Source organism: Indioceanicola profundi, from assembly GCF_003568845.1.
Taxonomy (GTDB): Bacteria; Pseudomonadota; Alphaproteobacteria; order Azospirillales; family Azospirillaceae; genus Indioceanicola; species Indioceanicola profundi.
The window spans coordinates 331,372-346,357 of record NZ_CP030128.1 but is presented as its reverse complement, the minus strand read 5'-3'; the positions used below and the strand labels follow the sequence as shown (position 1 = coordinate 346,357).

General features: G+C 62.2%; 7 protein-coding genes and 1 pseudogene. 3 read left to right on the top strand and 5 right to left on the bottom strand.

Annotated features, from left to right (window positions below; genetic code table 11):
• Positions 1-184: 184 nt before the first annotated feature.
• On the top strand, positions 185-874 hold the full coding sequence (locus DOL89_RS22815) for a winged helix DNA-binding protein (protein ID WP_162937829.1): 690 nt from the start codon (positions 185-187) through the stop codon (positions 872-874).
• 91 nt (positions 875-965) lie between these two features.
• Here the strand turns inward: DOL89_RS22815 and DOL89_RS26120 are convergent.
• From DOL89_RS26120 to DOL89_RS22800, 3 genes and pseudogenes are all read right to left on the bottom strand, one after another.
• Positions 966-1,049 (bottom strand): annotated as a pseudogene (locus tag DOL89_RS26120) (IS5/IS1182 family transposase); the annotation flags it as partial.
• Positions 1,050-1,380: 331 nt separating this feature from the next.
• Positions 1,381-2,370: a UDP-glucose 4-epimerase GalE gene (galE, locus tag DOL89_RS22805; RefSeq protein ID WP_119681655.1), complete on the bottom strand. Its 990-nt coding sequence runs from the start codon at positions 2,368-2,370 to the stop codon at positions 1,381-1,383.
• A 7-nt stretch (positions 2,371-2,377) separates the two neighbouring features.
• Positions 2,378-3,382, bottom strand: coding sequence for a UDP-glucuronic acid decarboxylase family protein (locus DOL89_RS22800; RefSeq protein WP_119681654.1), 1,005 nt, complete (start codon positions 3,380-3,382; stop codon positions 2,378-2,380).
• Positions 3,383-3,737: 355 nt separating this feature from the next.
• Between DOL89_RS22800 and DOL89_RS22795 the strand changes: the two genes are divergently transcribed.
• Positions 3,738-4,727 (top strand): NAD-dependent epimerase/dehydratase family protein, encoded by a 990-nt coding sequence (locus tag DOL89_RS22795; protein ID WP_119681653.1) that lies wholly within the window; start codon positions 3,738-3,740, stop codon positions 4,725-4,727.
• A gap of 262 nt (positions 4,728-4,989) precedes the next feature.
• Complete coding sequence (locus tag DOL89_RS22790; protein ID WP_119681652.1) at positions 4,990-6,213, top strand: glycosyltransferase family 4 protein; 1,224 nt, start codon at positions 4,990-4,992, stop codon at positions 6,211-6,213.
• A 36-nt stretch (positions 6,214-6,249) separates the two neighbouring features.
• Here DOL89_RS22790 and DOL89_RS22785 read toward each other — a convergent pair whose 3' ends face one another.
• Positions 6,250-6,975, bottom strand: coding sequence for an FkbM family methyltransferase (locus DOL89_RS22785; protein WP_119681651.1), 726 nt, complete (start codon positions 6,973-6,975; stop codon positions 6,250-6,252).
• Positions 6,976-7,628: 653 nt separating this feature from the next.
• Entirely contained in the window at positions 7,629-14,582 is a 6,954-nt protein-coding gene (locus tag DOL89_RS22780; RefSeq protein WP_119681650.1) for a tandem-95 repeat protein, read from the bottom strand.
• Positions 14,583-14,986: the final 404 nt, after the last annotated feature.

Genomic DNA, 14,986 nt, shown 5'->3' with positions numbered 1-14,986 from the left:
AAGATCGTCGAACCAGAGTCGCAAGGGCGTCGGCCCGATCCTCGTAACCAGTCGTGCGGGTATCGCGGATATGGTTACGCAGGCGGCCCACGACGCCGACCTGGATGTCCGCCACATCCGATCTGGAGACCAGTTGCTGGGAGAGCTGGTATCCAGCTCGAGCCCGTGTCTCTTGGTTCTGGACATGGACAGTGTTGAACCAGCCATCGCCAAGCTGGCGGTCGAAGTCGTGCGCCGGTTTAGCGGGCGCTTATTTCATTTTCTGTTCCTCGGCACAGGGGCCCTGGCGCCAAGGGTGACTTTGTCCGGGCTCCCGCCCAGCACGTATGATGTTGTCGGTGAGCCAATCCGGCAGAGCAACCTGACGAGCCTGCTGGCGCACGCGGCGTTCCGGCTGGATAGCGACTTGGGAACGAGGGAACCGAGCGATGCAGCCGGTTTGATTACCCGGGCACTACGAGATGCGCAGCGCCTGATCACATCGGTCGAGGCTCTGCATTGTCTGGCAGGCACGTCTGCAGAGCAACGGGACCAGAAGCGCACGCAGCTTGATCACCTAGCTGCGGTCATCAGGGCTCGGCGCGCCCGCGCGCGTCTTTTCGGCGAGGAACTCTTCGCTGACCCGGCTTGGGACATGCTACTGGACTTATTCGACCATCATTTGCGCGGCCAGAAGGTGACCGTGTCCAGCCTGTGTATTGCCGCCGCCGTTCCGCAGACCACAGCCCTGCGCCGGTTGGATGAGATGATCAAGGCCAAGTTGGTCATGAAGGAACGCGATCCTGCCGACGGCCGTCGCATTTTCGTGCGCCTCAGTTCGGGTGCGGCAGAGAAGATGCAGGTGCTGCTTGACCAGTATGGACTTCTGTCCTGAAAGGTAAGTTATCTCCGCGTCCCGGCCAGCTTGGCGAAAGGGGCGGCGTTGCACTGACATTCATCCCGGACCACCAACGTGGGGCAGGTCACCACGGCGAACCCGTCCTGAACCGCCACGGAATACCGTTCGGCACCCGCCGGTCGCCGATCCGCGGCGCTCCGCGCGGCTGGTCCAGCCCTCCCTCTAAGGCTGGTCGGTTCCATGGGGCCTGCCGGTACAATTCCTGCTCGCCCTGTCCGCCGCTATTCTGATCACACCCACCCTCTACGGGTTGGTTCTCGGTCGCGGGATGGCGCCCAAAACGGACAGGAAGATCCTGGCGAGCGTCTGGAGCGCTATCGCGCTTCTGGAGGAGTCCCCGCCCCTGCTGGCTGTCGGACCTGAACGGCTGCGGCCCAGAGGCCATTACATGGCACAACGATTCACGACCCTGATGATCTGGTCAGGGCTTTGACGGCGGTATGCGGTTTCAGACCTGTATCCGGACCATATCACGCGCCGGATCACATGCGGGACGCGCGGTCGCCATCCGGGGAGAACCACGGCCAAGCTGTCGCAATCAGGGTCTCCGGGCTGGACCGGCTGGTCCGTAGGCCGAGAACAGTCCGGGCTGCGCCGGCATCGGCCACGAGCTGCACTGGATCTCCCGGACGCTGCGGCTTGAGCAGCCGCGGTATCGTCCGCCGGGTGACCTGTTCCGCGGCCTCGATCATCGCCAGAACCGATGTGCCGCGTCCGGTGCCCAGGTTGAAGGCGTGGAAGCCGGCTGCCCCACTCAGATATTTCAAGGCAGCAACATGGGCGTCAGCAAGATCGCTTACATGGATGTAGTCCCGGATGGGCGTGCCATCCGGTGTCGGCAGTGCGGTTCCAAATATCTCCACCGCTGGCAGCCGGCCGGCTGCAGCCATCAGAATTCGCGGGATCAGGTGCGGTTCGGGATCGTGATCCTCTCCGAGCTCGCCATCCGGGTCGGCTCCGGCCGCATTGAAGTAGCGCAGGCAGACGGCTCTCAGCGCATAGGCCGCAACATGGTCGCCGATCATCCATTCAACCGCCAACTTCGTCCGACCGTAGGGATTGCACGGCCGCTGGGGCGTGGCTTCGTTAATCAGGCTGTCATGATTTCCGTAGGTGGCGCAGGTACTGGAGAAAACCAGTGCTTCGATCCCTGAGAGCCGCATCGCCTCGAGCAGTGTGGCGCTCCCTTGTACGTTGTTGCGCCAGTAGCTGGCCGGGTCCGCAACGGACTCCCCCACATAAGCGGACGCGGCGAAGTGCATGACAGCAGCTGGACGCCAGGTCCGGATCACCTCCTGAAGCCGTGGCAAATCCTTCAGGTCGCCATATTCGAAGGGCCCCCAGCGCACCGCAGAGCGATGCCCCGTCGAGAGGTTGTCAAAGGTCACAGGCACATATCCTGCTGCGGCCAGAGCCTTGCAGGCATGACTTCCGATATAACCGGCGCCACCGGTGACCAATACCGTTGTCATGCTCCAATCACCCCAACTGATTTGACATAGCTTTGACGGCTTGAGGATGTCCAAGTCTGTCGGCGAAGTAGTCCACGGTGCGCCGCAGCCCCTCCTCCAGCGACACTCTCGGCTCCCACTCCAGCATCGTGCGGGCGCGGGTGATGTCCGGGCAGCGCTGGATCGGGTCGTCCACCGGCAAGGGCTCGAACACGATGGGGCTGGAGCTGCCGAGATAGTCGCGGATCTTTTCCGCCAGCTCCAGCACGCGGGTCTCCACCGGATTGCCGAGATTGATCGGGCCGGTCACCTCGTCCGGGGCGTTCATCAGGCGGATCATGCCCTCGATCAGATCGTCCACATAGCAGAAGGACCGGGTCTGCGAGCCGTCGCCATAGATGGTGATCGGCTCCCCCTGCAGGGCCTGGACGATGAAGTTCGACACCACGCGCCCGTCCGCCGGGTGCATGCGGGGCCCATAGGTATTGAAGATGCGCATCACCCGGATGCGCAGATCGTGCTGACGGTGATAGTCGAAGAACAGGGTCTCGGCACAGCGCTTGCCCTCGTCATAGCAGGCGCGCGGACCGATCGGGTTCACATTGCCGCGATAATCCTCGGTCTGCGGATGCACCGTGGGATCGCCATACACCTCCGAGGTGGAGGCCTGGAGGATCTTGGCCCCGGTGCGCTTCGCCAGTCCCAGCATGTTGATGGCGCCGTGCACGCTGACCTTGGCCGTCTGGACGGGGTCGTGCTGATAGTGCACCGGGCTGGCCGGGCAGGCGAGATTGTAGATCTCGTCCACCTCCACATAGATCGGGAAGGTGATGTCGTGGCGCATCACCTCGAAATGCGGGTTCTGCAGCAGATGGGAGATGTTGGCGCGGTTGCCGGTGAAGAAGTTGTCGACGCAGAGAACCTCATGCCCCTGCCCGAGCAGCCGCTCGCAGAGATGCGAGCCTAGAAATCCGGCTCCCCCCGTCACCAGACTGCGAATGGGCCGCAGGGTTGCGCGCCTTGGTTTCGCCATTGGTGCCCCTCTCCAGTCCAATCAGTTCGCGTCCTGGGGAACGCTGGTCGAACAGACAGTCTGAAGCGAGCACTTTTCCGAATAGGCGGCGAAGCCAGAAGCGCGGCGTCAATCCCCGATGTGGATGTCAGATGCACTGCAAGGCAATCTTCCTTTGCAGCGGCACAATCGCCTCGGAGGCAGTTCCGCGCCTGCATTGCTTACCCCTGTTTGCCCGTATCGCCATTTGCCTATATTTCCGGGAGCACTGGAGCTAGCGCGCTTCCCCGGTCGGCTTTTCAGATCGGCCTCCCTAGTGTGGCCCTGTCCAGAGCCGACAGGTTCTGACTACAGCGGCAGATAGTGGTTCAGACGCATGAAGAACAGCGCCACGATCCTGGTCACAGGCGTACATGGCTTTACAGGTGGCCACCTTGCCCGGCGGTTGGCCGGCGACGCCCATTGCGTCAAGGGTCTCGTCCGCAAGCCTGCCGATGCCGAGGCGCTGAAACGTCACGGGATCGAGCCGGTGCTCGGTGATCTCAGCGATCCCGAATCCATCCGCGATATCTGCCGGGGCGTCGACACCGTCTATCACATCGCCGCCCTGTACCGGCAGGAAGGCGATCCCGCCCCGTTCTTCAAGGTCAATGCCGAGGGCGTCCGGCACCTGCTGGAGTCGGCCGAGCGGCACAATGTCAGCCGCTTCGTCCATTGCAGCACCGTTGGCGTGCATGGCGACATCAAGAGCCCGCCGGCGGATGAAAACGCGCCGCTGGCGCCGGGCGACCACTATCAGGTTTCCAAACTGGAGGGTGAGAAGATCGCCCGCGCCTTCATGGAGGCGGGCCGGCTGCCCATTTCCATCTTCCGGCCGGCCCCGATCTACGGGCCGGGCGACCTGCGGCTCTTGAAGATGTTCCGGGCGGTCAAGCGCCGCCGCTTTCCCATGATCGGCAGCGGCAAGCCCTATTACCACATGGTCTATATCGATGATTTGGTGGACGGGATCATCCGTTGCGGCACCCTGCCCCAGGCGGTCGGCGGCACCTACATCCTGGCCGGTCCCGATTGCGTCAATATGAACGAGCTGGTGCGCATCATCGCCGCCGAGTTCGGCACAACCCCGCTGGGTGTCCACATCCCCGTCGCCCCGGTCAAACTGGCTGGCGCGCTGTGCGAAGCCGTATGCCGGCCCTTCGGAATCGACCCGCCGCTGCACCGGCGTCGGGTCTCCTTCTTCGAGAAGAGCCGCTCCTTCGACATCTCCAAGGCCAAGGCCGAGATCGGTTATGAGCCGAAAGTGTCGATCCGTGAGGGCGTCCACCGCACCGCAATGTGGTATGCAACCCAAGGGCTTCTGTAATGGCCGTTCCCCGTCCGACTCCACTCGCCTCCCTGTCAGACCACAAACCAGTCCAGTCCTCGACGCCCTGGCTCGACGAGGCTGGCCTGGCGGGCGAGGAACCAGGAGCTTCGACTCCACCATGAACCCGGCATGGCGATAGTGGAACCTGCTGCCACCATTTGAGCCCGCTCGAGGCGCATAGCCCCCTCCCGCAGCTGCTGCATTGACCTGTCGCTGCTTGCCTCCGCGCCCGGGCCGCCATGTCCAGAGGAGACGGTTCATGAGAATTCTTTGCTTCGCCCCCCAGCCTTTCTTCCAGGACCGCGGCACCCCGATCCGGTTCAAGGCCATGGTCGACGCCCTGGTGGCGCATGGCCATCAGGTGGATGTCCTGACCTTCCATGAGGGCGAGGATGTCGACATCGGCGGTGGCCGCATCTTCCGCATCCCCGCCCTGCCCGGCCTCAGCAACATAAGGCCGAGCTTTTCCCTGAAGAAGGTGATCTGCGATCTGCTGATGCTGGTCCGGGCGGTGCCGATCCTGGTCCGCACGCGATACGACGTGATCCATGCCGTCGAGGAGTCGGCCTATCTGGCGCGGCTCCTCAAAATCGTGTTCCGGGTGCCCTTCGTCTATGACATGCACTCCTCCGTTGCCCAGCAGATGGTGGAGAAGTTCCCCGGCCTCTCGCGCCTGTCCTGGGCTTTGAACGCAGCGGAACGCGGTCTGATCAAGAGTTCAGCCGGCGTTGTCGCGGTCTGCCGCGATGTCGAGCTCTATGTGCGGCAAGCCCGGCCGGATGCCCATGTCGTGCGTCTGGAAGATATCAGCTTCGTGGGCGACACCCCGGCGGCGCCGGTTGCGCCACTGGACGTGCCTGGACCGGTGGTGATGTATGTCGGTAATCTTGAACATTATCAGGGCGTCGGCCTTCTGCTGGAGGCGTTCACCCGGGCGGTCAAGCAGGGAGCGCCCGGCACCCTGGTGATCGTCGGCGGCTTGCCGGAGGATGTGCTCGACTACCGGCGCCGGGCGGCAGACAGCGGGATCGCCGACCGTGTCCGCTTCCTCGGCCAGCGGCCGGTTACGGAACTGGCGGGCCATCTGGAGCAGGCCGACATCCTGGTTTCCCCACGCACACACGGCGTCAATACGCCGATGAAGATCTACAACTACCTGGGATCGGGTCGGGCCGTGCTGGCCACGCGCCTGCCGACCCACACCCAGGTGCTGGATGATTCCATCGCGTGTTTGGTGCCGCCGGAGCCCCAAGCTATGGCCGAGGGGCTGATGCGACTGATCACGGATGCGGAGATGCGGGGGCGGCTGGGGGCGGCGGCGCGCGAACGTGCCCTGGCCGAGCATACGTTCGAAGCCTTCAGCCGGAAACTGACCGCCTTCTACGCCCATATCGACAGCGCTGCGCCCTCCAAGGTGCAGCTTGAAGGGGCCGGAACAAACCTGAATTCCGCCTTGGTCTTCGCGTCTGCAATTCCGTGGTGACTCTGCCCGACCAGGAAACGATCCGCTTCTGTTAGCCTAGCAAATATGTCGAGCAGCGCGAAGATGTGGTGAGACAAAAGCCACATCCGCGCGCCTCAACTGAGGTTCTCCGTTGAATTCGTGCGTCTGCTCATAGAAGCCGAACAGAAAATATCCACGCTCTTCCAGCCAGTCCTGGAACGCGCGGAGTCCCACATGGCGCTCGTTGAGCGGATGAAGGCCAGCCTCAACTTGAATGATATCGATGCCGGCTCTGCTTATCAAATTCTCGCCGCCACGCAGCACATCCAGGTCATGCCCCTCCGTGTCGATCTTGAGAAGCGTGATGTGATCTATAGCATAAGACCTGCAGAATGAGTCCAATGTCTGGACACGGACATGGTGCACCTCCATACCGTCCAGATTCTCTCCCTCTTGTGCCAGGTGTGAGATCAGATTTTTGAGGACAAAGAGGCGCTCATCGGCGCGAGCCCCGAGCGCCACCTTGTGGCAGCTGATCCGGGGAACATCGGTTGTGGCAGAGACAAGCTGCTCGAAAATGCCATTGCCTGGTTCAAAGCTGTAAATGGACGCTCCTGGAAACTGCTGAGCAAACCGAAGCGCCGACTGCCCCACATTGCCGCCGATATCAAAGATTACCTCGACTTTCAGATCGGGAAGCCATCGGGCGATATCATGCGCCAGATCAAATCCCGCCGGCAGCTGTCCCATCGCCCGGAAATCGAGCCACCGTTCCAAAAGGCGGGTAATGCGCTGCCTCATCGCTGTTCTACTGAGTTTCTTTGATGGCCGGATATCAGCACTGAACCGCGCCTGGCAGCAAGACGCGCATTGGGGTGGCCTTGCGAGCAAGCCCCCTTCAGAATCCACGCCGTCAAGGTTCTTCGATTACAGAAGTGCTGGAGCACGCTGGCTGTCACCCGCCTGGGGGACGGGACAAGTGCGAGCCGAAGCCAGCACTGATTCGGATGGTCCCCGCCAGCGCGCTTTAGCACCACACAGGAGGCCAGCATGCTGCCGATGCTCGGCCAACGCCGATGGGCCGCCTTGTTGTCCGCCGCAACCGGCCAAGTTCGACACACCGGGGCGGGTGCCGAGCGCGCCGATGCGCCCGTCCGTTCAGATGAGGATCCCGAGCCGCTTGCGCTCGCGTGCCGGCGGCAGCACGACCCTCTGTTCCTTTCGCCTGTCGGCGCTGCTGCGCTTGCTCGGCCTCCTCGGCGGCGAGGAAGCCGACGGTGATGCAGTCCCGCTTGCCGTAGTAGATCACCGCTCTCCACGGACGATAACCGTATAGGCTCAGAGTCTGCCCGCAGACCGCCAGAGCCGGCGGTCTGCGGGCCGATCCGGGCCTCATGATCCGAAGCCCGAGGACCGTTGCTCTTGGGGCAAGAACAACCTGAGTTCGCAACCTGTCAAGTGAGCATCCAATCGGTGCCAGCCACCAGATCCGTGACGCCCAGAACCGTGACCTTGCCCGTGTTCGTCGTAAAGACCGTGTCGTCGCCGACAACGGCCGCCCTGACCCCCTGTGCACCCGTAAGGAAGTGCAACTTGTCTACGCCTTTCTCAAAGCCGCTGACCGTGTCGTTGCCGTTGGAACCATAGAAGTTTGCGTGCTGAACACCGGTTCCGAAGTCGTAGAGGTCGTCGCCCGATACTCCGCCAGGGCTTCGGTCGTCGATGGTGAGGCCGCTATGTGCATTCACCGTATCGTTGCCACTGCCGCCCCTGAGGATCGATGTCTCACCCGCACCGGTCCCCGCGAAGTTGAAGGTGTCGTCTCCGTCGAGCCCGTTCAGCAAGAGCTTTTGCGTCGTGGCCTCCACAGTGATCACATTGGCCTGACCATCCCCGTTGACCGTCAGCGTGCGAGCGGCGTTGGGGGATGTCACACCTTTCAGGGTGATGTTCTCCACGTTCTCGATCGGCTTGCCGGCATAGGGCGTGCTCTGGACCGTTCCCCCGAGGGTGATCACATTTGCCCCGCTGCCAAGAGCGAAGGAGTTGAACACCACGGTATCGATGCCGTCGCCGCCGTTGATGGGGAAGAAGTCCGTCTGGCTGGATGTGCTGTTGCTGGTTGCGATGATCGTCTCATCGCCAGCATCCATCCCATGGACGTTGATGGTGATCGTCGCCGGCGCACTGTCCTCCTTTCCGTCATTTACCTTGTACGCAAAGGTGACCGGCAGCACTTCCCCGCGGGCAACGTCAATCATCCCGGGATTGCCCTCAAAGCGGAAGGTCTGCCCATCGGGATTGAGTGTCACCGTGCCCTGCTCGGGTTGGGAGACGATGGCGTAGGTGACGCCGGTCTCCGCATCCGAACCGAAGCCAGTGACATCCACGCTCAGATCATCCTCCCAAATGTCCACTGTCACCGGGCTGGCGGTCGGCGCTGTATTGACCTGCTCATCGTTGTCGATGACTGACACCAGCGGATCGTAAGGGGCCGCGAGGCCATCATAGAGTGGATCATCACTCGTCGCCGGTGAGAAGAACACGGAGTGCGCGTGTGTGCCCTCATAGTCCGGATCGTCCTCAGCCGTTACGGTGAGATCCTGGACATGGTTCCAGTTCTCGGGCGTGAAAGTGAGTGTTCGCTGCGACAGCGCAAGGCCGGGATCGGCGCCAACCTGGATGGTCACATCCGCCGTTGGTTTGCGGGTCAGGACAATGCCGATCGTGTCGGTTTTGCCGCCCTCCGCCACTTCCGTGCCGCCAGCCTCAGAGAGCAGGATTCCGGCATCACCCGTGGGCTCCTCCGCGTCACCGCCTGTCCCCGGAGGCGTACCTTCCGCCGTCCAGTGCGTACCGAACTCCAGGCCTGTGACATTCTTCACGGTCACGGTACCGGTGGTGCCGCCTTGGTTGATGGTGAAGACCGTATCGCCGGCGTTTTCCGCCACCATCACATTGCTGGCCTGAATCCCGGCTGCTGCGAAGTTCAGAACGTCGGAAGGTACTGTTGCATTCCCGACGCTGTATTTCGTGACGGTATCGTTGCCGTTATCGGCTCCGAACAGCAGTTCCTGCTTGAACAACCCGGTCCCGAGATCATAGGTGTCATCGCCCGATGCTCCGCTGGCAACCCGGTCATCAATGGTGGCCCCGTTCGCCACCGTGACCTTGTCGTTGCCAGCACCGCCGCTGATCACCGAATTCATGGCTTCCGATGCGGCGCCGGTCGTGCCGGTAAAGCTGATCGTGTCATTGCCATCGCCTCCGTTGATGTCGGTTTTACGGGTGGTTCTGGTCACGGTCAGGATGTTGTCCCCGGCATCCCCGTTGATGGTCAGCGTCCGGCCGGAAGGCCCTTGGATATTCTCGAACGAGAGATTCTCGATGTTCGAGATGGTCTTCCCAGCGAAGGGCGTTCCCACGATGGTTCCGCCGAGGCTGATCGAAGCGTTGGCAACGGAGCCGCCCAGCAACTGCGTTGTGCCCGTTGGGATGATCGGGAACAGCAGGGTATCGTTCCCCTCGCCGCCGACGAAGCTCGAGGCCTCCGTTGTCGCGACAATGGTCTGGTCAGTTGGCGTCACAATGACCGGCTCATCATTGTCGATGATGCTGCCCGATGCGGATCCGGATTGCTGGTTGATTGTGTAGCTGGCATCCGGCTTCAGCGTCACGTCAATCGTCTCGTTCGCCTCATCGTCTGTGTCATTGGCGGTCTCGACCGTCACAGTTGTCGTGTCCTGGCCGGCCACGAACGTCACGGTGCCGGAAGGCGACGTGAAGTCGGATCCAGCTGTGGCCGTGCCGCCCAAGCTGTATGACACGTCCAAAGCCGCGTCCGTGCTGCCCGACCGGGTGAAGGTGTAGGTGAGGGTTTCGCCTTCCGTCACGCCATTCGCCGGGCCGCTGACACTGACCTCCGGCGGCACAGGCTCTTCGGCAACCGGTTCATCGTTGTCGAGAACCGTTCCCGTCGCCGTATAGGGATCATCGTAGAGGTAGAGATCGCTCGGCTTAACCGTCAGGGTGCCGAAATCCTCGCTGCCCTCGACAAGCGTGTCATCCTTCAGAACGAAGGTCAGGGTCGCGGTCTGCGACGTGCCCTTGAAACCCTCATATCCGCCCGCTTCGCCATTCCACTTGATGGCCTCAATATCATCCGGGCTGATCGTTCCGCCCGTACGTTCCCAGAGGATTGGCAGGTCACCGCTGGCTTCCGAGCGATGGAAGGTGAAGCTCATCTCTCCGCCTTCCGTGGCATCGCCGCCGAGATTGGCCACGGTCACGTAGGGAATCGGAGCGGGTTCGCCTGGACCGTCGGTGATGGCGACCGGCAGGTCATCCGGCATGAGACCGTCATAGTCCGGGTCGGTGCTCATCGTATAGAAGGTCACCACATCGGAGTGCGGCCCCTCCGTCTCATATTCATCATCCGCCTTGACGGTGATGGTCTGCGGGACATTCCAGTTGGCTGAGGTGAAGACCAGTTCCGAGGAGCCCCCGTTCGGGCCGAGTGCGGTAAGCTGGTTGCCCGTTGCAACCTGCACCGTGACATCGGCCGTAGGTTGGGTCGCCAGGGCCACCGTAAATGTGTCGGTGGCGCTGCCTTCGGTCACGGCGGTCGACCCGCCGGTCTGCGTGATGACAACGCCAGCCGGAAGGAGTTCCCCGTCATCATTTAGGATCGTGCCTGTGCCTTCACCATCCACAATGGTTGCGGCGGTTTCACCGTTCGCATTCGTCACGCTTAGGATCTTTACCGTAAAGGTCTCGTCAGATTCGGGAAGAGCATCCTCAATCGTCGCGACGTTAAATCCACGATCTGTTATGTTTCTAGCAATCGTGAGGGTGCGCGCTCCTACAGGAACATCGCCCCTGGAGGTTGTGCCATGCTCGATCTGATAGGTGACCGTCAGGGGTTCCGGGACCGGTTCAGACAAGATCAGCCGGAAATTGGCATTGCCGCCCTCAGAGGCCGACGCGTCGCTGATGGAGAGGGTCGGAAGAACCCGAGCGGGAGGAGCGTCAAGCAGGTCCGTGGGCATCGTGTCCGAAGCGCCGATCCTGTAGTCCGCGCCTGGCGCGATCGCCACTTCGATCGTCTCGACAGGTTCGGCCTCATTATCCGTTGCGGTCTGGATGTCGAGGGTTGCCGTGGCGGCCCCCGCCGCGAACGTCACCTTGTCCGGAGCCGCCATGTAGTCCTGGCCCGACACTGCAGAGCCAATCACAGTGATGGCGATGTCGAGGGCTGATGTTGTGTTGCCCGTGCGGGTGAAGGTGTAGGTGGCCACGCCGCCTTCGACCACTTCACCAGTGCCGGAGAGGATGTTGATCTCAGGAAGCGCGGGGGCCTCGTCGACCGGCTTTACCGTGATCGTGGCGGTGGCGACGTTGCTGTCCGCTTTTCCATCACTGGCCTTATAGGTGAAGGTCACCTCACCGTTGAAGTCCGGTGCCGGCGTGAAGCTATAGGTGCCATCTTGCTTGAAGACCAGCGTGCCCTGATCCTCATCCGGGCCGTCCACCAGATTGTAAGTCAGCGTGTCGCCATCCTCGTCCGTCGCGGTGACCCTGCCGCTGATGACGGTATCCTCGTCGCCTTTGGCCGAGGCGTTCTGCGCCACCGGAGCACTGTTGACCGCGTCCACGGTGATCGCGACCGTCGCGACATTGCTGTCGGCCGTTCCGTCAGTGGCCTTGTAGGTGAAGCTGGCCTCGCCGCTGAAGCCTTTGACCGGCGAGAAGCTATAGGTGCCGTCCGGGTCGAGGTTGAGCGTGCCCTTGGAGAGATCAATCCCCTCGACCAGCTCATAGGTCAGCGTGTCGCCGTCCCGGTCGGTAGCCGAGACTTTCCCCTCAATGCGCGCCGCATCCTCCACGCCGGAAACGGACCCGTCCTTCGCCACCGGCGCATCATTGACAGACATGACGTTGATCGTCGCGGTCTGGGGCGCGCTCTCGAGCGTGCCGTCCTTGGCCACGAACTGGAACGTCACCTCGCCGTTGAAGTCCTTCGCCGGGACGAAACTGTATGTGCCGTCCGCATTGAAGGTCAGCCCCTCTGGGGTATCGCCATGGACTGCATAGCTCAGCGTGTCACCGTCCTCGTCCACCGCGGTGACCTTGCCCCTGATGACCGTATCCTCATCGCCGTTTACCGAGCTGAACTCAGCCACCGGCGCTGTGTTGACGGGAGCTTCGTCAACCGGGTTCACGGTAATCGTGACGGCCGCGACGTTGCTGTCCACCGTTCCGTCATTGGCCTTGTAGGTGAAGATCACCTCGCCATTGTAGTCCGGTGCCGGCGTGAAGCTGTAGGTGCCGTCCGGCTTGAAGTCGAGCGTACCCTGGTCCGGCTTTGGCTGTTCCACCACCTTGTAGGTCAGGGCGTCCGTGTCGGCATCCGTGGCTGCCACCTTGCCGGTGATGATGGTGTCCTCGTCGCCTTCCGCGGCAACGGCTGCAGCCACCGGGGCCGTGTTGTTGTCCGGCGTGAAGGTGATGGCGCTGGCGCCATCCGAGGAGGAAACCGTGAAGTCGTTGGGATCAAGCTTCGACCCGTCCAGCCCGTCGCCTTCGAGCCTGACCGTTGCATCGACTGAGCCATTCGCGTCCGTGTCGAGGTGAAGGATCGCCGAGCCGGCCGTGACGTCCAGGATCCGCAGAGACGGCGCTCCCTCGACCACGATCCGGTCATTGGTGCTGAAGCCGGTGATGTTGGCGCCGTCGAGTTCATCGGCTGTGCCGGTGACGCTGTCAGACCCGCCTTTTGACAGATTTACGTTTTTCTCCTCGGCACTGCCGAGGCTGAAGTTGTTGTTCCCGGCATTGTCCTGGATGTTGAGGGCGCCGCTTCCTTCCATCTGGAAGTTCTCGATCCCCTCTTTCAGGATGAACGGGCTGCTGGCTGAGCCCACGGGACCGCTGCCGGTGTAGACCACCGTATCCACCTGGTCCGTGCCCACAACCTTATCGAGGCCGGCTGGATCGGATACGGTCTGGACGCCCCCATTGGCCTTGCCTGTGACAATCACTGTTGCCGTAGAGGTCGCTGTGCCGCCATGGCCGTCGGAGATCTTGTAGGTGATCACCACCTCGGCCGTTTCATCCGGAGCGAGGCTGTCATAGGCGCCGGCGGGGTCATATTTGATCGTGCCGTCCGGATTGACGCTCGCGGTGCCCTGCCCCTTGCTCACCTCTGCCGAGGTGACGGAAAGACTGTCCGTCGCATCCTTGTCCGTGTCGTTCTGCAGCACCGCGATGTCGATTGCTGCGGACTCGTCGGTCTTGGCCGTGTCCTTCACGGCCACGGGACCGTCATTGGTGCCCTTGATGGTGACCGTCAGGGTCGATGTGGCGACAGAATTGCCCTTACCTGTGGCGACATAAGTGAAGGTCTCGGCTAGGGTCTCATCCACCCCGAGGGCCTGTACGGCGGCGTCCCTGTTGTTCAGGGTATAGACCCACTTACCATCCTGGCCGATGGCTAGCACACCATGCTCACCCTTGACCGCAGCCGCCTTCAGCGATGTTGAGAGCTTCTGCCCGTTGACCGATGCGACCTTGAGGCCAGAGGCATCATTGGAAAGCACATTGCCGGAGACCAGGGCAAGCCGTGCATCCTCGCTGATCGCCGATGCATCGGGATTGGCCGTTGCCGTCGGCGGGGTCGGGTTGGGGGGCGTGACCGGAGGTGTCGCCGGCTTCGCGACGCCGATCAGGTCGGACTGGGCGATGCTGGTGACGCCCTTGAGGTCGATGCGCATGTCGGCGGCGCCATTGCCGTCGAGATCGACGAACAGAGAGGCCGTGGATCCCGTGGCGCTGTACCAGGCCGAAGGGGTTCCCCCACCCAACGCGGCTTGCCCGCCCCAGCCGATCTTGCCCAGGGCTGAGAGGTCGATCCGGTCGCCCTCGCGGGCGTTGAAGTCGGTGATGAGGTCGTGCCTGCCCTCTTCGTTTACCGAGTCCGCCGCTGTCTTGTAGGTAAAGGTGTCCTTGCCACGTCCGCCGGATTGTACATCGGCGCCACCGCCGCCGATGACCAGGTCATCGCCGTTGCCTGCCTTGATTGTCTCGGACAGGTCGGTGCCGTAGATCGTGTCCTTGCCGTTGCCGCCCTCGACATTGATGGATTTGACCACCTGCGCCTTTTGAGTGGGTGAATAAGACTTGGACGAGAGGTCCCGATAGGGGTTCTTGCTGGTGTCCTGCGCCACCGCGCCGTTGCTGAAGGTAAACTTGATCAGGCCGTCGTCATAGAGTTCGCGAAGCACCCGGCCCAGGGACTGATTGGTCCCGAAAGCGGTGAGAATTTCTCCCCAGCTGATGTCGCTGCCATTGCTGACGGGCGAGGACCCGTCGCGGTTCGAGTCCAGGTGACGAAGATCAATCGTAGCCATAACCAAAGATTCCCCTTGCCTCAGCCAAGTGCACCAGGACAGCCGTATAAACCTGTCCCTGTCAGAGAGGACGGCGAGCGCAAGAAAGACCCGATGTGGAGCAAGGGCCGGAGCTTTCCCAGCCTATGTAAGATCCAACTGCCTGGAAGTTTCCAATGCTGGAGCCTGGGCCGAGATGAGCGTCCAACTGCCGCTGTTCCGGCCTTTCTCCGCTGTGTACCTCTGCTATTCCAGACGAGGCAGAAGAGATTTTCTTCTCAGCCCAATGCGGATTAATACGGATGAGGTGCCGGTACCGCCGGCATGGCTTCATCACGACGGGAAATCGGCATCTCAATGGGCCTCGCCGGCATTCTGCCTGATCCAGCTCCACCGGCTAGGATTCCGCCCGAGGCGTTTAGAGC

Coding starts and splice junctions, on each gene's coding strand:
- DOL89_RS22815 (WP_162937829.1), top strand. CDS start 185: ATGGACAGTGTTGAACCAGCCATCGCCAAGCTGGCGGTCGAAGTCGTG.
- DOL89_RS22780 (WP_119681650.1), bottom strand. CDS start 14,582: ATGGCTACGATTGATCTTCGTCACCTGGACTCGAACCGCGACGGGTCC.
- DOL89_RS22785 (WP_119681651.1), bottom strand. CDS start 6,975: ATGAGGCAGCGCATTACCCGCCTTTTGGAACGGTGGCTCGATTTCCGG.
- DOL89_RS22800 (WP_119681654.1), bottom strand. CDS start 3,382: ATGGCGAAACCAAGGCGCGCAACCCTGCGGCCCATTCGCAGTCTGGTG.
- galE (WP_119681655.1), bottom strand. CDS start 2,370: ATGACAACGGTATTGGTCACCGGTGGCGCCGGTTATATCGGAAGTCAT.
- DOL89_RS22790 (WP_119681652.1), top strand. CDS start 4,990: ATGAGAATTCTTTGCTTCGCCCCCCAGCCTTTCTTCCAGGACCGCGGC.
- DOL89_RS22795 (WP_119681653.1), top strand. CDS start 3,738: ATGAAGAACAGCGCCACGATCCTGGTCACAGGCGTACATGGCTTTACA.